Origin of the sequence: Streptomyces rishiriensis (assembly GCF_030815485.1) — a bacterium.
GTDB classification, from domain to species: domain Bacteria; phylum Actinomycetota; class Actinomycetes; order Streptomycetales; family Streptomycetaceae; genus Streptomyces; species Streptomyces rishiriensis_A.
Genome location: NZ_JAUSWV010000002.1, coordinates 3,975,044 through 3,991,206 on the forward strand (window position 1 = coordinate 3,975,044; position 16,163 = coordinate 3,991,206).

The following is a 16,163-nucleotide window of genomic DNA, read 5'->3' on the forward strand; positions in this document are numbered from 1 at the left end:
CGGACAGGCCCTCCGACGGTTGACGGGATCTGTTAATTGAGTGGCCTCCCGCGCTTCGCCTCTCGTAAGTTCTGAGCGCCGCCAGAGCCACTTACACCAGAGCCACTTACACCCGGGGGATTCCGTCATGTCCGTCGCCGTCCTGAGACGTGCTGCCCGCGAGACCCTCTCCGGGCTGCCGCGAGAGTTCTGGTGGCTGTGGACCAGCACCCTCGTCAACCGGCTCGGCGGCTTCGTCGCCACCTTCATGGCGCTGTACCTGACCCTCGACCGCGGCTACTCCGCCTCCTACGCCGGGCTCGTCGCCTCGCTGCTCGGGCTGGGCGGGGTCGTCTCGTCGCTCGCCGGCGGGGTCATGGCGGACCGGCTCGGGCGGCGGCCCACCCTGCTCGTCGCGCAGACCTCGACCGCCGCCTCGGTGGCGCTGCTCGGGTTCGTGGAGCATCCCGTCGCCATCGCCGGCGTCGCCTTCCTGGTCGGCATGGCCTCGAACGCCTCCCGGCCGGCCGTGCAGGCGATGATGGCCGACATCGTGCGGCCCGAGGACCGGGTCCGCGCCTTCTCGCTCAACTACTGGGCCATCAACCTCGGCTTCGCCGTCTCCTCCATGGCTGCCGGGTTCATCGCCGAGGTCAGCTACCGCGCCGGGTTCCTGCTCGAGGCCGGGATGACCCTCGTCTGCGCGGTCGTCGTCTTCCTCAAGCTGCCCGAGTCCCGGCCCGAGCGGGAGGCCAAGGCGGTGCAGGAGGACGGCGTCGGGCTCGGCGCCGTGCTGCGGGACGGCCGGTTCATGAGCGTCGTCGGGCTGTCCTTCCTCGTCGCGCTCGTCTTCCAGCAGGGGGCCGTGGGGCTGCCCGTGGCGATGGGCGCGGCCGGGTTCACACCGGCCGACTACGGCCTGGCGATCGCCGTCAACGGTGTCCTCATCGTCGTGTTGCAGATTCCCGTGACCCGGTTCATCGAGCACCGGGATCCGCGGCGGCTGCTGGTCGTCTCCTCGGTGCTCGCGGGGTACGGCTTCGGGCTCACCGCCTTCGCCGGGTCGGTCGGCGTCTTCGCGCTCACCGTCTGCGTGTGGACCCTGGCGGAGATCGTCAACGCGCCGACCCAGACGGGGCTCGTCGTCCGCCTCTCCCCCACCCACGGGCGCGGGCGTTACCAGGGCATGTACACGCTCTCCTGGGCCGTGGCCTCCCTGGTCGCCCCGGTGATGTCCGGCTTCGTGATCGACCGGTTCGGAGCGGAGTGGCTGTGGGGGATGTGCGCGGTCGTGGGGACGGCGGCGGGGGTCGGATACGCCGTGCTGATGCGGCGGCTTCCGGGGGAGGGCGACGTCCGGGGGCAGGTCGGGGGGACCGTCGCCGGCGGGACGGCCGGCGCCGCCGCCGAACCCGCGGCCAGCGCCGTCTGAGCAGCGGGCACGGACGTCGGGAACCTGGGGGGCCAGGAGACCTGGGTGGCGCGGGGGCTTGGGCGGCGTAGGAACGCAGGGGGCCAGGGACCGAGGCGGCGTACGGATGCAGGGGGCGTAGGAAGTGTCAGGGGTGCATCCGCGCGCCCTTGAGCACCTTGTCCACCGCGTTTTTCGGTCCGTAGACCGCCAGGCCCACGACATCCAGGCCTGCCGTCGGCACGGCACGCACCGCCGCGCGGTTGTCGCGGTCGTGGCCGGTGGCGAAGAGGTCGCTCGTGAACACCGCGCGCGGGAGGGCCCGGGAGAGCACGCGCGCGTGAGCGGCGGCCAGCGTCTCCTTCGCGCCCTCGAAGATCAGCACCGGCTGGCGGAACATCGACAGGTACCCCACCCCGTCCGCGTCCTCGTACGGCTCCCCGATCACCTCGGGCACGGCCGTACCGAGGCCGCTGACCAGGAACGCGGTGACGTTGAGGCGCTGCCAGGTCTCCAGGTCCTCGCGCAGCAGGACGGCGATCTTCGTGTCGAAGCGGACGGGTCCCGCGGTCGGGCTCGTGCTCTCGGTCGGGCTCGTGCTCCGGGGTGCGCCCGTGCTCGGGACTGCGTCGGTGGTCGTGTTCGTGCTCGTGGTCATGGGATGAGACTGCCGATCGCCGTACGGCTTCGTCTTGTACGTTCTTTGCATGGCAGCCCGGCAGGAAGTCTCCGCCTGGCGCCCGGCCGTCCCGGGCGTCGTGGAGGTCTTCCACGCCCACTTCACCGAGTACGCGTACCCGATGCACGTCCATGAGGCGTGGACGCTGCTGATCGTCGACGACGGCGCCGTACGGTACGACCTCGACCGGCACGAGCACGGCACCCCGCACGACACCGTGTCCCTGCTGCCGCCGCACGTGCCGCACAACGGCTCACCGGCGACCTCGGGCGGCTTCCGCAAGCGGGTCCTGTACCTGGACGCCGAGGTGCTCGGCGAAGAGCTCATCGGGGCCGCCGTCGACGCCCCGGACCTGCGTGATCCCGTGCTGCGCCGACGGGTCGGGCAGCTGCACTCCGCGCTCGCCCGGCCCGGCGACGAGCTGGAGGCCGACAGCCGGCTCACCCTCATCGGCGAGCGGTTGCGGACCCATCTGCGCGCGGGGCTGCGTACCGCCGCCGAGCGACGCGACCCGGACCTCGCGCGCCGCCTGCGCGAGCTGCTCGACGAACATGTCGTCGAGGGCCTGACACTGGACCAGGCCGCCGGGCTCGTGGGAGCCCATCCGGCCCATCTGGTAAGGGCGTTCAGCACGGCGTACGGCATCGCGCCGCACCAGTACCTCACCGCCCGCCGGGTCGACCTCGCCCGCCGGCTCCTGCTCGACGGGCGGCCGCCGGGTGACGTCGCGGCGGCGGCCGGCTTCTACGACCAGGCCCATCTCACCCGGCACTTCCGGAAGTTGGTCGGGGTCACGCCCGGGCGGTACGGGGATCGACGGAAGCCCTCCCGACCGTCCTGACCGCTCTTGCCTTCGTGACCTTCGTGACCTTCCTGGCTGGGCCTTCTGACCTTCCTGACCGTGTCTTCGGGGTCAGTCGGCCGGGCGTTGCGTCAGATGGGCGAACGCGTCCAGGTTGCGCGTCGGTTCGCCGCGCGAGACGCGCCACGCGTACTCCTTGCGGATGGCGCTCGCGAAACCCAGCTCCAGAAGCGTGTTGAAGGCGCCGTCGGCGGCCTCCAGGACCTGGCCCATGAGGCGGTCGATCTCGTCGGCGGTGACCGAGGCGAGGGGCAGGCGCGCGGTGACGTAGACGTCGCCGAGCCGGTCGACGGCGTAACTCACCCCGTACAGCTTGAGGTTGCGCTCCAGGAGCCAGCGGTGGACGCCGGGCTCGTTCTCGTCGGGGTGCCGGACGACGAAGGCGTTCAGCGAGAGGGAGTGGCGGCCGACGATGAGGGAGACGGTCGTCTTGAGTTTGCGGGTGCCGGGGAGCTGGACCACGTAGTTGCCGGGCGCCGGGCTCTCCCACTCCAGCTCCGCGTCCTTCAGGAAATCCTCGATGACCTGTGCGGCCGTCTTCTCCACGTCACCCATGCTCGGAGCGTACGCGACGGCGGTGGGACTGGGTCGCGGCCGCGTAGACGTCGGCGGTGGCGGCGGCCGCCGTGTCCCAGCCGAAGCACTGGGCGTGTGCGGTGGCAGCCGCGCCCATCCGGTCGGTGAGGTCGGGGGCGTCGGCGAAACGGGCGAGCACGCGCGCGTAGGCGGCCGGGTCGTGGCCCTGCACCAGGAAGCCCGTCTCGCCGTCCCGCACGGCCACCGGGAGCCCGCCGACGGACGCGGCGAGCACGGGGGTGCCGGCCGCCTGCGCCTCTATGGCGACCAGCCCGAAGGACTCGCTGTAGGAGGGCACGACCAGCAGGGACGCGGCCCGGAACCAGTCCGCGAGCTGATCCTGGCCGACCGGCGGACGGAACCGTACGACGTCCGCGACACCGAGCCGCGCGGCCAGCTTCTGCAGTCGCTCCGGCTTGGCGAGGCCGCTGCCGCTGGGGCCGCCGACGACCGGGACGACGATGCGGGAGCGCAATTCGGGGCGCTCGTCGAGCAGGACGGCCACCGCGCGCACCAGCACGTCCGGGGCCTTCAGGGGCTGGATGCGGCCCGCGAAGAGGGGGACCAGGGCGTCCTGGGGCAGGCCCAGACGGGCGCGGGCGGCGGCCCGGCCGTCCGCCGGGGAGAAGCGGTCGAGGTTGACGCCGGGGTGCACCACGGCGACCTTGCCGGGGCCGGCGTGGTAGTGCCGTACGAGTTCGTCGGCCTCCTCCGCCGTGTTGGCGATGAGGCGGTCGGCGGCGGCGACGATCTGGGTCTCGCCGATGACGCGCGCGGCGGGCTCGGGGGTGTCGCCGTCGGCCAGGTTGGCGTTCTTGACCTTGGCCATGGTGTGCATGGCGTGCACCAGGGGGGCGCCCCAGCGCTGGGCGGCCAGCCAGCCGACGTGGCCGGAGAGCCAGTAGTGTGAGTGCACGAGGTCGTAGTAGCCGGGGCGGTGACCGGCCCAGGCCTGCATGACACCGTGCGTGAAGGCGCACAGCTGGGCCGGGAGGTCTTCCTTGGCGAGGCCCTCGTAGGGGCCGGCGTCGATGTGCCGGACGAGGACGCCGGGGGCCAGCTCGACGGTCGGCGGGAGGCCGCCGGTGGTCGCGCGCGTGAAGATCTCGACCTCGATGTTGATCGCGGCGAGGCGCTGCGCCAGCTCGACGATGTAGACGTTCATGCCGCCCGCGTCGCCGGTGCCGGGCTGGTGGAGCGGAGAGGTGTGCACGGAGAGCATCGCGACGCGGCGGGGGCGGCGGTGGAGCCTGAGCCGCGGGGGTGCCGCCGTAGAGCGACGCCCGAGCCTGTTGGTGTACTGGCTCACGGGGCGTTCCTCCTTGCTGCGGGCATGCCGGAATAAGGGTGTGGGGCCCTCCAAGGTGCTGCAACACCGGAAGAAGGCGCTCCCATTCCGTGCGGATTTCGGAAGGGAGCGGTTTTTGCACACTCATTACCCCCTATCGCTCAACCGTTCGACACGGAAGCGCGTCGCCGACGCCGGGCTGCTCTCACCTTCCCCCTTGCCCCTTGCACTCGCGCCCGCCGCCCCCTACCTCCCCGACCCTGGGTCCACCTCCCCGACCCGGGGGTCCGGCGCCCCCGGACCCCCGCTGTCGGCCCGAAAGTGCCTCGTCCTCACGCGGGGCACGGGCTCTCCGCGGACCGGCCGAGTGGACGGGCCGACCCTGCGGACCGGCCGATACGTGGCGCCGCACTACCCTCGTAGGCATGACATCCCGGGCACCCGCCCGCCCCGTGGGCACGGTCACGCGCGGGACGACGAACCCCAACCGGCTGCGCCGTATGGACCGCTGGATCGCCGCGACGCACGGCGCGGAGCTGCGCCGCGCCGCCGAGCCGCTCGCCGTCGACCTCGGGTACGGGGCGGCGCCCTGGACGGCCGTCGAGTTGCTGCGGCGGCTGCGTTCCGTCGCTCCACGCGCGCGTGTCGTGGGCGTCGAGATCGAACCGGCGCGGGTGGCTGCCGCCAAGCCCTACGAGCGTGAGGGACTGGATTTCCGGCACGGCGGGTTCGAGATCCCGGTGCCCCGGCGGCCACACCTCGTACGGGCCGCGAACGTGCTGCGGCAGTACGACGAGGACGAGGTCGCCGCCGTCTGGCAGCGGCTGTGCGCGCGGCTCGCGCCCGCCGACCCTGCGGCCGCGTCCCGGGGCGGCCTGCTCGTGGAAGGAACCTGCGACGAGATCGGACGACGGCACGTGTGGGTCGCGCTCGGGCCGGAAGGGCCGCGCACGGTCACGTTCGCGACCCGGCTGGGGTCGCTGGAGCGGCCCTCGGACCTGGCGGAGCGACTGCCCAAGGCGCTGATCCACCGCAACGTCCCGGGTGAACCGGTGCACGCGTTCCTGCGCGACTTCGACCGCGCCTGGGCGGCCGCCGCGCCCTACGCGTCGTACGGCGCCCGTCAGCGGTGGATCCGCGCGGTACGGGAGCTGACGGCCGACTGGCCGGTCACGGACGGGCCGGCGCGGTGGCGGCAGGGGGAAGTGACGGTGCGGTGGGGAGCGTTGGCACCCCGGGCCGGAGCATGAACTGAACCCGTTCCGACCGCGGACACCGGGAACGATCTCCATGAGTCGTTCGTCACACTGACGGGGAGATCGTCATGGCGGGGTGGCGAAGAGGGGAAGGACTGCTTCGGTCGCTGTGCCGCAGCGGCGTTCCGTCGTCACCTCTGTCGTTTTCGGCCGTGACGTGGCACGATCCCCCGGGCACCATATGTTACTGACGGTTAATCAGGCGTTGGGGGACGGGATATGGGAACGGGCAAGCGCGGTCTGCTCGCGGCTGCTGTGACGGTGGTCTGCGCGGTCACCGTGCTGGGCGCGCCCGGCACCGCGTTCGCAAGCCCGAGCCCCACACCGTCACCTTCGGCGAGTTCCACGACCCCGCCGCTGCCCTCCACCGCGTCCAACAAGGACCTCGAGGCCGTCCGCACCAAGCTCGAAGCGCTCTATCACGACGCCGCGGTCGCCACCGACGCCTACAACGCGGCCGAGGAGGCGGCGAAGAAGCAGTCGGCGGAGATCGTCGAGCTGGCCAAGAAGATCGTCGCGGGCCAGGAGATGCTGGACGACCTCAAGGACCGCGCGGGTGCCGCGGCCCGCGCCCAGTACCGCACGGGCGGTCTTCCGGACGAGGCGCAGTTGATGCTGACCGACGACCCGTCGGAGTTCCTCGACGGCGCGGGCCGGGTGCTCCAGGGCCAGCGCGCGACCAAGGGCCTGATCGGCGAACTCACCCGTACGCAGCAGGACTTGGAGCAGTACTCCCAGGACGCCTCCACCCAGTGGCAGAAGCTGGAGGCGGGCCGCAAGACGAAGGCCGCGGCCCAGAAGAGGATCGAGAAGCAGATCGCGGCGGCCGAGCAGCTCCAGTCCCGGCTCGAGAAGAAGGAGAAGGAGCGCCTCGAACAACTGGAGGCGCAGGTCGCGCAGGAGGCACAGACCGCCTGGCTGGGCACCGGCGTCCTCGACGAGATCAACAGCGCGGCGTCCGTCCAGGGCAAGAAGGCCGTGCAGTTCGCCACCGCCCAGATCGACAAGCCGTATGTGTGGGGTGCGGAGGGCCCGGACAGCTTCGACTGCTCCGGACTGACCTCCGAGGCCTGGCGGAGCGCCGGGCAGGCGATACCCCGCACCTCACAGGAGCAGTGGAAGCAGTTGCCGCACATCGCCGTCGGGGACATGCGCCCCGGCGACCTGATCATCTACTTCGCCGACGCCAGCCACGTCGCGTTGTACGTGGGCGACGGCGCGATCATCCACGCTCCGCGTCCGGGCCGCACGGTCACGCTCGCGGGAGCGGGCTCGATGCCGATACTCGGGGTGGTCCGGCCGGACGCGTGAGGCCCGGCGGCCGGGCGGTCCCCCGGGACGCCGTCCCGCACGTGACCCAGGCCACCTCCGCCCTGCCGCCAAACCCCGCGCGGACGTGACGTTCGTCATCCCCGCACCACACCCGCCCTGCCCAAATGCGGTACAGAACGCGGCATATGACAGTGGCCAGAGATCAAGCGGCCTGCCTCACACCATTCCGTTGCGGCGCCTTCTGCCGCTATGGTCCCCGTCGGTGGGTCGAGGTCCCTCGTCCCCGCCAGCCCTCGGGGGGAGGGAAGGAACTCAAGACGATGCCCGTACCCGTACCGCGGCAGAGAGCGATCCCGGCCGTGGAGAGCGGTCAGGCGCAGGCCGCGCCCATGGTCGGCGGCCCCTCCAGGGAAGAAACCGTTCGCAACGAGGCGACCACGGCCGAGAACCGCAACGACACCACGCACGACCACGGCGCGCAGCACACCGCGCTGAACGCGACGCCCGCCGACGGCGTCCCCCAAGGCGTGAACCCGACCAGCAGCGCAGGCACGACCAGCGTGAGCGCCACCGGTGGGGGCAGTGCCCACACCACTCTCACCCTGCTGCTGATCGAGGACGACCCCACGGCCGCGCCGATCGTCCACGACCTGCTGGACGCGGACGGCAAGCCGATCCGGGTCCGCACCGCCCGCAACCTCACCGAGGCCGAGCGGCTGCTGACCCATGACGTCCACTGCATCCTGCTGGACCTGGCACTGCCGGCGCCCGGCAAGGCGGCCGAGTCGGACGACGAGCTCGCCGTCCTGCGGCACGTGCTCCGGCTCGCGCCCCGGCACGCCGTGCTGGCGCTCACCGCGTCCGGCGACGCCGAGCGCGGCGCCCAGGCGGTACGCGTGGGCGCCCAGGACTACCTCTACAAGGACGAGCTGGACGGTCGGCTGCTGAGCCGCGCGATCCGCTACGCGGTGGAGCGGAAACGTTCCGACACGGCCGAGCGGCGGCTCGCCGAGGGCAAGCTGCGCGCGCAGGAGAACGCCCGCCTGGAGCGGGGCCTGCTGCCCACGCCGCTGCTGGAGGGCTCCCCGCTGCGCTTCGCCGCCCGCTACCGCCCCGGCCGCTCGCGCGCGCTGCTCGGCGGCGACTTCTACGACACCGTCCGCACGCCCGACGGCACCGTGCACGCCATGATCGGCGACGTCTGCGGGCACGGCCCGGACGAGGCGGCGCTCGGCGTCGAGCTGCGCATCGCCTGGCGGGCGCTGACGCTGGCGGGCCTGTGCGGTGACGAACTGCTGAACACGCTCCAGCAGGTGCTGGAGCACGAGCGCGACGACGACGAGATCTTCGCGACGCTGTGCACGGTGGACATCGCGCCCGACGGCCGCCGGGCGGGCCTGTGCCTGGCCGGCCACCCCGCGCCGCTGATCGCCCGCCCGGATCGGCCCGCACGCCTGCTGCCGTTCGACAACAACGGCCCCGCCCTCGGTCTGCTGCCGGGCGCCCGCTGGCCGCGGATGCAGGTCGAGCTGGGCGCCGAGTGGAGCCTGATGCTGTACACCGACGGCCTCATCGAGGGCCGGATCGGCGAGGGCCGGGAACGGCTCGGCCAGGACGGCATGGTGGAGATGATCCGCCGCCAGCTCTCCGAGGGACTGAGCGGCGAGGCGCTGCTGCGGGCCGCGGTGAACGAGGTGCGCGAGCTCAACGGCGGCGAACTGACGGACGACGTGGCCCTGGTCCTGCTGGACCGGGTCCCGTAACCCGACACCGCTCATCCACCACCGGTCGTCCTACGCGGTCACGCGCCACGACCTGTCCGACGCGGTCACGCGCCACGGGTCGTCCGACAACGGTCACGCGTCACGGGTTTGTCCGGCACCGACCCCGCGCGACGGGGTGTCCGGCACCGATCACGCGCCACCGGTCGTCCGACGACGGTCACTCGCCACCGGTCACGCGCCACGGCCTGTCCGACGCGGTCACGCGCCGCCGATCGTCCAACACCGGTCACGCGCAACGGGTTTCCCGGCACCGATCACGCGCCACCGGTCGTCCGGCGCCGATCTCCCGCCGCCCGGAACCCGCGCGGCTGAGTCAGGTGGCCGAGCCGTCCACGTGCGGCGCCCCCGGCCCCCGGGTGGGGGCTGCGGGGGCGCGGGAGGTGTTTCCGGGGTGGTCAGCGGCCGCCGTTGTACGGGCCGTACGGGCCGTCGCTGCTGCTGCCGCCGCGCCTGCGGCCCCAGCCGCCGCCACCGCCCATCTGCCGGAGGGCGGGCCGCACGTCCACGAAGAAGACGATCGTGGCGACGAGTCCCGCGAGCTGGAGGAAGAGCATCGGCACCAGGAGGTTCACCGCCACCGTCACGCCGAGGATGATCAGCCAGAAGCCCTTGTTCTGCTTGCCGGCGGCCCGGTAGGCGTCGTCACGGAACAGAGCGGCCATCACCAGCGCCACCACGGCGAGGACCAGCATGGCGAGGTAGAGCAGCCACACCAGCCCGGCGAAGCCTTCGATCAGCACAACGTCCACCACCCGACTCGACGCGATTCGACTCGCTCGTCCTTACGCGGTCACCGTACCCGCAACCACGCTCCCGCTACCCGTACAACGGGCCGGGCACCACATGAGTGCCCGGCCCGTGACCGTATGTCCCTGTCCGCCGTGTCCGTCCCGGCCGTGCGTCTCACTTGGCCGGCGGCGTCGTCTTCTTCGCGACGGGCTTGCGGACCGGAGCCTTCTTGGCGGCCGCGGCCTTCTTCTCGGCGGTCTCGGACGGCGTCTCGACCGCGGCGGGCTTCGGCTGGTCCTTGACCACGACGGGCTGGGCCACGGGTGCGGGCTTGGACTCCGACTTGGGCTCGACCGCGATGGCGAGCTCCTCGATCTCCTCGGCGGCCTCGCCGCGCCAGGTCTTCACGGCCTGCTCGCCGTGCTCGGCGACCTTCTCGTACGCCTCACGGGCCTTGACGGCGTACTCGGCGGCGACGCCGACCCCGCGCAGCGCGAAGTCCTGGGCGGACTCGCCGAACTTCTTCAGGTCGGCGTCGAGGGTGCTGCCGATCTTCTTGATGTCCCCGTCGAGGCTGCTGATGAAGTCGGTGACCTTGGTCTGCAGGGTCTCCTGCGCCTCCTTGGCCTTGGCGGTCGCCTCCTTGGCGCGGGCGCCGGCCTTCTCCTGCACGACCTTGGGGTCGGTGTTGCGGACGGCCTCGAAACGGGCCGGCGCCTCGGTGCGCAGCTGCTCCACCAGGCCCGGCACCTTCTTCGCCTGCTGGAGGGCCAGATCGGCGGTGCCTGCGGCGAAGTAGAACGGAGTCGGGTCGCTGAAGGTCTTGCGCAGGTCGTCGGTGATGGCCATGGTGAAGGTCCTCCCGGATTCACATACGTCGTATTCGGCTGAGGGTCGTGCAGGTCCGCAGCGGTGCGGCCGGTCCCCTGGTCCGGTCAACCGGCCGTCTGCTGCGGGTCGGCGTCGCTCTCGGGGTTCCGTGGGTCCGCCGCCCCGTCGCCGTCCGCGAATCCGTTCTCCTTGCGGAAGGACTCGTAGATCTGGAGCAGCACCTGCTTCTGCTGCTCGGTCAGCGTGGGGTCGGCGAGCACGACCGCGCGGGTCGCGCCGTCCCGGTACTCCTGCCCGTCCCGCTCCGCGTCGAGGATGCCGGCCCGCACGTACAGCGTCTCGGCGGAGATCCGCAGCGCCTTGGCGACCTGCTGGAGCACCTCCGCGCTCGGCTTGCGCAGCCCGCGCTCGATCTGGCTCAGGTACGGATTGGACACGCCGGCGGCTTCGGCGAGTTGCCGGAGCGACAGCTGCGCGTTGCGCCGCTGCTCGCGCAGGTACTCACCGAGATTGCCGACGTTGAGCGATGCCATGCCTCCACTGTGCACCAGTCCCGCTAACTATTGCAAGCACCTGCTTGCAATAGTGTGTCGCGCCACTCCAGACTGAGCGCCCCACCCCGACGCTCCACACCGGCACTCCACACCGGCACTTCACCCGAACACTCCACCCCTGCACCCCCGGAAGGGGAACGCGCACGTGTCCTCGCAGTCGCCCACCGTCGGTCTGGTCCTGTCCAGCGGGGCGGTCCTCGGCGCCGCGCACGCCGGTGTCCTGCGAGCCGTCGAGGAGGCCGGGATCGAGGTGTCCGTGGTGACCGGGTCCAGCGCGGGGGCGCTGATCGGCGGCGCCTGGGCGGCGGGGATCGGCAGCGAGCGGATCACCGGGCGGCTGCTGCGCGCGCAGTGGGCGGACTTCGGGTCCGCCGTGATCACCCCGCGCCTCGGCCTCCTGGACACCACTCCCCTGGCCCGCAACATCGAGGAGATGCTCGGCGACCTGCTGATCGAGGACCTGCCGATCCGGTTCGGCGCGGTCGTCACGGAGTTGCGGTCCACGACACCCCGGCTGGTCGACTCCGGCTCGCTGACGGCGGCCGTCCGCGCCAGCAGCGCCGTACCCGGACTGTTCCCGCCGGTTCGCCTGGAGAAGGGCGGCGCGCTCTGCGTCGACGGCGCCGTGCTGTCGCCGTCTCCGGTGTGGGCCGCGCACCGGCTCGGCGCCGAGCGGGTCATCGCCGTGGGCTTCGGCCGCGGCAACACCCGCTGGCGCCGCTGGCTCGAGTCCCGTCCCGACCACCCGGCCCACGGCCGCCACGCCGACCTGGCCGTCACCATCGACGCGACCGGCCACTCCTCCTGGTCGGCCGTCGGCGTTCCGGACCTGATCGAGCGGGGGTACCGGACGACGCGGGAGGCCCTGGAGAACTGGGACTGAGGCCGGCCTCGCACACCGCTCCTCAGACCTCCCAGGGCAACTCCCGTTCGTGCACCACCTCCAGTCGCGAGACCGCGCGGGTCAGCACCACGTAGAGCCGGTTCAGGCCGCGCTGCTCCGACTGCGCGATGGCCGCCGGTTCGACGGCGACGACGTGGTCGTACTCGAGGCCCTTGACGAGGGTCGCCGGAACCACCGTCACGCGCGTGGCCGGCTCCTCCGGGCCGGAGGCCGGGATGTTGGCCCCGGTCAGCGCCTCGCGGACCTCGTCGACCTGGGAGTCCGCGGCGATGACGCCGATCGAGCCCTCCCGCGGGAGTGCGTCGCGCACGGCGGCGACGACCGCGGGGATCAGGCCGCCGTCGGCTCGCCGGACGCGCAGTTCGCCGTCCCGGCGCAGGGAGTCGGCGCGGGGCACGTCGGCGTCGAGGAGGTCGAGCAGCCGGCCGGCGAGGGTGAGGACCGCGGCCGGCACCCGGAAGCCCGTGGTCAGCGGGACGATCGTCGCCTCCGGCTTGCCCAGATGGGCCATCTGCGTCCGCCAGGAGTCCGCCGCCCAGGGGGTGGTGCCCTGGGCCAGGTCGCCGAGCACCGTGAGCGAGCCGAAGCGGACCCGGCGGGCGACCGCCCGGCACTCCATCGGGGAGAGGTCCTGGGCCTCGTCGACGACGACATGGCCGTACCCCTCAGGGTGGTCGAGAAGGCCGGCGATCTCGTCGAGGAGGACGAGATCGGCGGACGACCAGCGCGCCGTCCTCGGTGAGCGGGGCGGCTGCGGCCGGAGCAGGGCCCGCTGCTCCGCCGGGTCCAGGACACCGTCCGCGGCCCGCGCCAACTCCTCCGGGTCCGCGAGGAGTCGGGCCAGCACCTCCTCGGGGCGCGCCTTCGGCCACAGCGCTTCCACACACACGCTCACCGGGCGGGCCCGTTCGACACGGCGCGTCCAGGAGGCCGGACGCGGCCCGCTCCGGCGCTCCGCCTGCTCCTGGATCCGGCGCACGATCCGGCTGCGCACCCGCTCGCGTCCGACCTCGTACGGCGGCTCCTCGGCGAGCACCCCGGCGACGATGTCCCTCAGCCGGTCGCCCGCGATCCGCCAGCGGTAGGAGCCGTCGGGGACGGACAGGTCCTCGGCGCGGTCGGCCGTCACCCGCCCGTACACCGCCCGGCGCAGCACCTCGGCCATCCGGACGTCGTGCTTGACCGCGGCGGTCCGGTCGGGGTCGGTCCCGGTGGCCGTCCGGCGGGCGATCTCGTCGTGCAGGGTCGACTGCCGTACGCCGGTCTCGCCGAGGGAGGGGAGCACCTCGGCGATGTAGGAGAGGAAAGCGCGGTGGGGGCCGAGGATCAGCAGTCCGCCGCGCTGGATGCTCCGCGGGTGGGTGTAGAGGAGGTAGGCGGCCCGGTGCAGGCCCACGGCGGTCTTGCCGGTGCCGGGAGCGCCTTGCACGCACACGGACTCGGCGAGTTCCCCGCGGACGAGTTCGTCCTGCTCGGGCTGGATGGTGGCGGCGATGTCCCGCATGGGGCCGACGCGGGGCCGTTCGATCTCCCGGGCGACGATGCCGCCGGGCCGCCCCGCCCCGACCGGCCCGTGACGCCCGCTCCGCTCCCGGTCGGCCTGCCCGCCCGCGTCGAGGCGCTCGTCCTCCAGGCCCGTGAGGTCGGCGGAGTCGCCCCGGCTGCCGGGGGCCCAGCCGAACCGCCGCCGGACGGCCACACCCCGGGGGTCGCGGGTGCTCGCCTGGTAGAAGGCGCGCGAGACGGGGGCGCGCCAGTCGACGACGAGGGGCGGGGCCGCCGGGTGCTCGCTGATGCGGAGCCGGCCGATGTGGTGGGCGAGGCCCTCGTGCGCACCGCCGGTGCCGGGCGCGAAGTCCAGCCGGCCGAAGAACAGGGGGCCGTCGGGCAGTTCGTGCAGGGCCTTGGCGTGGCTGCGCAGCCGGTGTCCGAGGACCTCGGCGTCGGCGCCGGAGGCGGAGACGTCCTCGCCGGTGACGACCTGGAGGTCGGCGCCCTCGACCATCGCGGTGAGGGCGGCACGGCAGAGGTCGTGGTGGGCGCGCTCGTCGTGCAAGGCGGTGCCGAGGTCCGGCGGGCTCTTCCGGTCGCCCTCGGGGACCGGCTCGGATGTGGTCATGGGGCAAGGGTAACGAAAAGCGTGACCGAGTAATATTTCTTACTCGGTCACAGTCGTCGCCTCGGGGTCAGCCAGCCGGGGCAGACCCGCCGCCAGCACCGCGAACGCCCGGCGCACCGCGGCCTCCGCGTCCCCCCGTACGTCCTCCACCCGTTCGCCCGCCGCCATCCGCCGCCAGTTCTCCTCGGCGAGGATCCGGCGGACGGCGATGATCTGACCTGCGGCCAGCCGGGCGTCGAGGGCGTCGGGCAACTCGTCCGCGAGGGCGTCGGCGAGGGCGGTCTCCGAGCGTTCCAGGTAGCCATGGAGACGGGCGACCAGGGAGGGCGTGCCGTAGAGCATGGCGTAGAAGGCGCGCACCTGCGGGTGGTCGTTGAGGCCGGTGACGGGGTCGCCGGCGGCGAGGCCGGCCAGGAAGTGCCGGCGCAGGGCGGGCAGCGGTGCGACCCCCTCGGCCCGTCCCTGCGTGACGACCCGGGCCGACTCCTGCTCGTGGTCGGCGATCCGGTGCAGGACCAGGTCCTCCTTGGCCGGGAAGTACCGGAAGAGGGTCGGCTTGGAGATCTCGGCCGCCGCCGCGACCTCGGCGACGGACACCGCGTCGAAGCCGCGCTCGATGAAGAGCCGGACGGCGACGTCCGACACGGTCTGGTACATCCGCTGCCGCTTGCGCTCGCGCAGCCCGGTCTCGCTCATGGACCGAGCCTACGGGGCCGGTCGGCACGCGTTCCCGCTTGACCTCGACCGCGGTTGAGGTCGAAGACTCCATGCACGCGCATCCAACGGCACCGCAGTGGAGGTATGTCATGCGAGCAGCACAGGTGAAGGCGTTCGGCGGCCCGGAGGTCCTGACCACGGTGGAGCTGCCGGACCCGGTTCCGGGCCCGGGCGAGGTCCTGATCGAGGTCGCCCACGCCGACACGCTCTTCGTGGAGACCCAGGTCCGCACCGGCCGCTTCCGCGCCTACTTTCCCGTCGAGCCGCCCTACGTGCCCGGTGGCGGCGTCGCCGGCACGGTCACCGCGGTCGGCGCGGGCGTGGACGCCGAGTGGGTGGGCCGCAGGGTGACGTCCTTCGTGGACGGCAGCTACGCCGAGCGCGTGACGGTCCCGGCCACCGCGCCGACGCCCGTCCCGGACGGCGTGGACCTGCGCACGGCCGCGGCACTCGTCCACGACGGGGTGACGGCCGCCGGTCTGCTGGAACGCACCGCCGTGGCCCCCGGTGACCGGGTCCTGATCCTCGGCGCCTCGGGCGGTATGGGGACCGTGCTCATCCAGCTGGCCCGCGCCCGGGGCGCCCGGGTGGTGGCCGCGGCACGGGGGGCGCGCAAGTCGGCGCTGGTGCGGGAGCTGGGGGCGGACGCGGTGGTGGACGTGTCGGAGCGGGACTGGGCGGAGCGGGCGCGGGAGGCCCTGGGCCGGCCGGCGGCCACCCGCGCCACCGGGACAGTCGGCGAACCCGCTGCCGAGACGGATGCCGAGGCCGCCGCCGAAACGGCTGCCGGGACCGTTGCCGAAGGCGCCGGCGAGGCCGCCGCCGATGTCGTACTGGACGGCGTCGGCGGCGAACTCGGCCTCGCCGCCTTCCCGTTGACCGCCGACGGTGGCCGCTTCTCCGCGCACGGGGCGCCCACGGGAGGCTTCGCCGCGGTCGACGCGGCGGAGGCGGAACGCCGGGGCGTCACCCTGTTCGGGATCGGCGACGTGCAGTTCGGCGAGGCAGAGGCGCGCCGCCTGACCGCCCATGTCCTCGCGGAGGCCGCCGCGGGGCGGCTGCGGCCCGTGATCGGCGCCCAGTTCCCGCTGACGGAGGCCGCCGCGGCGCACGCGGCGATCGAGGGGCGCGAACTGCTGGGGAAGGTGGTGCTCGGGATGTGAACCGGGACCGGCGCCGGTCCCGGTTCACCCACCCGCGCA

The 16,163-nt window shown here is 73.0% G+C and carries 15 protein-coding genes; 7 read left to right on the forward strand and 8 right to left on the reverse strand.

The window, feature by feature from the left end; translation table 11 throughout:
* Nucleotides 1-127 precede the first annotated feature (127 nt).
* Entirely contained in the window at nucleotides 128-1,411 is a 1,284-nt protein-coding gene (locus tag QF030_RS20090; RefSeq protein WP_307164057.1) for an MDR family MFS transporter, read from the forward strand.
* 127 nt (nucleotides 1,412-1,538) lie between these two features.
* Here QF030_RS20090 and QF030_RS20095 read toward each other — a convergent pair whose 3' ends face one another.
* Entirely contained in the window at nucleotides 1,539-2,048 is a 510-nt protein-coding gene (locus QF030_RS20095) for a DUF2000 domain-containing protein (protein ID WP_307164058.1), read from the reverse strand.
* A 49-nt stretch (nucleotides 2,049-2,097) separates the two neighbouring features.
* On the opposite strand from QF030_RS20095, the gene QF030_RS20100 reads away from it, so the two are divergent.
* A complete protein-coding gene (locus tag QF030_RS20100) occupies nucleotides 2,098-2,910 on the forward strand; it encodes a helix-turn-helix transcriptional regulator (RefSeq protein ID WP_307164059.1) in 813 nt (270 codons plus the stop codon).
* A 72-nt stretch (nucleotides 2,911-2,982) separates the two neighbouring features.
* Here the strand turns inward: QF030_RS20100 and QF030_RS20105 are convergent, their stop codons facing one another.
* Nucleotides 2,983-3,486: a YbjN domain-containing protein gene (locus tag QF030_RS20105; RefSeq protein ID WP_307164060.1), complete on the reverse strand. Its 504-nt coding sequence runs from the start codon at nucleotides 3,484-3,486 to the stop codon at nucleotides 2,983-2,985.
* Complete coding sequence (mshA, locus tag QF030_RS20110) at nucleotides 3,479-4,816, reverse strand: D-inositol-3-phosphate glycosyltransferase (protein ID WP_307164061.1); 1,338 nt, start codon at nucleotides 4,814-4,816, stop codon at nucleotides 3,479-3,481. Before mshA ends, QF030_RS20105 begins: the two co-directional genes overlap by 8 nt.
* 404 nt (nucleotides 4,817-5,220) lie before the next feature.
* Here mshA and QF030_RS20115 point away from each other — a divergent pair, with 404 nt between their 5' ends.
* From QF030_RS20115 to QF030_RS20125, 3 genes are all read left to right on the forward strand, one after another.
* Complete coding sequence (locus QF030_RS20115) at nucleotides 5,221-6,045, forward strand: class I SAM-dependent methyltransferase (RefSeq protein ID WP_307164062.1); 825 nt, start codon at nucleotides 5,221-5,223, stop codon at nucleotides 6,043-6,045.
* Nucleotides 6,046-6,270: 225 nt separating this feature from the next.
* Nucleotides 6,271-7,362: a C40 family peptidase gene (locus QF030_RS20120; protein WP_307164063.1), complete on the forward strand. Its 1,092-nt coding sequence runs from the start codon at nucleotides 6,271-6,273 to the stop codon at nucleotides 7,360-7,362.
* A gap of 281 nt (nucleotides 7,363-7,643) precedes the next feature.
* Nucleotides 7,644-9,086, forward strand: a complete 1,443-nt coding sequence (locus QF030_RS20125) for a PP2C family protein-serine/threonine phosphatase (protein WP_307164064.1) — start codon at nucleotides 7,644-7,646, stop codon at nucleotides 9,084-9,086.
* A gap of 416 nt (nucleotides 9,087-9,502) precedes the next feature.
* On the opposite strand, the gene QF030_RS20130 is transcribed toward QF030_RS20125, so the two are convergent.
* From QF030_RS20130 to QF030_RS20140, 3 genes are all read right to left on the reverse strand, one after another.
* Nucleotides 9,503-9,847, reverse strand: coding sequence for a DUF2516 family protein (locus tag QF030_RS20130; protein ID WP_307167630.1), 345 nt, complete (start codon nucleotides 9,845-9,847; stop codon nucleotides 9,503-9,505).
* Nucleotides 9,848-10,010: 163 nt separating this feature from the next.
* Complete coding sequence (locus QF030_RS20135) at nucleotides 10,011-10,685, reverse strand: hypothetical protein (RefSeq protein WP_307164065.1); 675 nt, start codon at nucleotides 10,683-10,685, stop codon at nucleotides 10,011-10,013.
* Between the two features lie 86 nt (nucleotides 10,686-10,771).
* Nucleotides 10,772-11,200 carry a helix-turn-helix domain-containing protein gene (locus QF030_RS20140; RefSeq protein ID WP_307164066.1) on the reverse strand — a complete coding sequence of 143 codons (429 nt, stop codon included), beginning with the start codon at nucleotides 11,198-11,200 and terminating at the stop codon, nucleotides 10,772-10,774.
* 166 nt (nucleotides 11,201-11,366) lie between these two features.
* Between QF030_RS20140 and QF030_RS20145 the strand changes: the two genes are divergently transcribed.
* The gene (locus QF030_RS20145) at nucleotides 11,367-12,104 is read left to right on the forward strand and encodes a patatin-like phospholipase family protein (RefSeq protein ID WP_307164067.1); all 738 of its coding nucleotides are present in this window, start codon (nucleotides 11,367-11,369) and stop codon (nucleotides 12,102-12,104) included.
* Between the two features lie 22 nt (nucleotides 12,105-12,126).
* Here the strand turns inward: QF030_RS20145 and QF030_RS20150 are convergent, their stop codons facing one another.
* Together QF030_RS20150 and QF030_RS20155 are read right to left on the reverse strand one after the other, a co-directional pair.
* Nucleotides 12,127-14,244, reverse strand: coding sequence for a HelD family protein (locus QF030_RS20150; protein WP_307164068.1), 2,118 nt, complete (start codon nucleotides 14,242-14,244; stop codon nucleotides 12,127-12,129).
* 39 nt (nucleotides 14,245-14,283) lie between these two features.
* Complete coding sequence (locus tag QF030_RS20155) at nucleotides 14,284-14,940, reverse strand: TetR family transcriptional regulator (RefSeq protein WP_307164069.1); 657 nt, start codon at nucleotides 14,938-14,940, stop codon at nucleotides 14,284-14,286.
* A 110-nt stretch (nucleotides 14,941-15,050) separates the two neighbouring features.
* On the opposite strand from QF030_RS20155, the gene QF030_RS20160 reads away from it, so the two are divergent.
* The gene (locus tag QF030_RS20160) at nucleotides 15,051-16,124 is read left to right on the forward strand and encodes a zinc-binding dehydrogenase (protein ID WP_307164070.1); all 1,074 of its coding nucleotides are present in this window, start codon (nucleotides 15,051-15,053) and stop codon (nucleotides 16,122-16,124) included.
* The last annotated feature ends 39 nt before the right edge of the window (nucleotides 16,125-16,163 follow it).

Coding starts and splice junctions, on each gene's coding strand:
- QF030_RS20090 (WP_307164057.1), top strand. CDS start 128: ATGTCCGTCGCCGTCCTGAGACGTGCTGCCCGCGAGACCCTCTCCGGG.
- QF030_RS20095 (WP_307164058.1), bottom strand. CDS start 2,048: ATGACCACGAGCACGAACACGACCACCGACGCAGTCCCGAGCACGGGC.
- QF030_RS20100 (WP_307164059.1), top strand. CDS start 2,098: ATGGCAGCCCGGCAGGAAGTCTCCGCCTGGCGCCCGGCCGTCCCGGGC.
- QF030_RS20105 (WP_307164060.1), bottom strand. CDS start 3,486: ATGGGTGACGTGGAGAAGACGGCCGCACAGGTCATCGAGGATTTCCTG.
- QF030_RS20115 (WP_307164062.1), top strand. CDS start 5,221: ATGACATCCCGGGCACCCGCCCGCCCCGTGGGCACGGTCACGCGCGGG.
- QF030_RS20120 (WP_307164063.1), top strand. CDS start 6,271: ATGGGAACGGGCAAGCGCGGTCTGCTCGCGGCTGCTGTGACGGTGGTC.
- QF030_RS20125 (WP_307164064.1), top strand. CDS start 7,644: ATGCCCGTACCCGTACCGCGGCAGAGAGCGATCCCGGCCGTGGAGAGC.
- QF030_RS20135 (WP_307164065.1), bottom strand. CDS start 10,685: ATGGCCATCACCGACGACCTGCGCAAGACCTTCAGCGACCCGACTCCG.
- QF030_RS20140 (WP_307164066.1), bottom strand. CDS start 11,200: ATGGCATCGCTCAACGTCGGCAATCTCGGTGAGTACCTGCGCGAGCAG.
- QF030_RS20150 (WP_307164068.1), bottom strand. CDS start 14,244: ATGACCACATCCGAGCCGGTCCCCGAGGGCGACCGGAAGAGCCCGCCG.
- QF030_RS20155 (WP_307164069.1), bottom strand. CDS start 14,940: ATGAGCGAGACCGGGCTGCGCGAGCGCAAGCGGCAGCGGATGTACCAG.
- QF030_RS20160 (WP_307164070.1), top strand. CDS start 15,051: ATGCGAGCAGCACAGGTGAAGGCGTTCGGCGGCCCGGAGGTCCTGACC.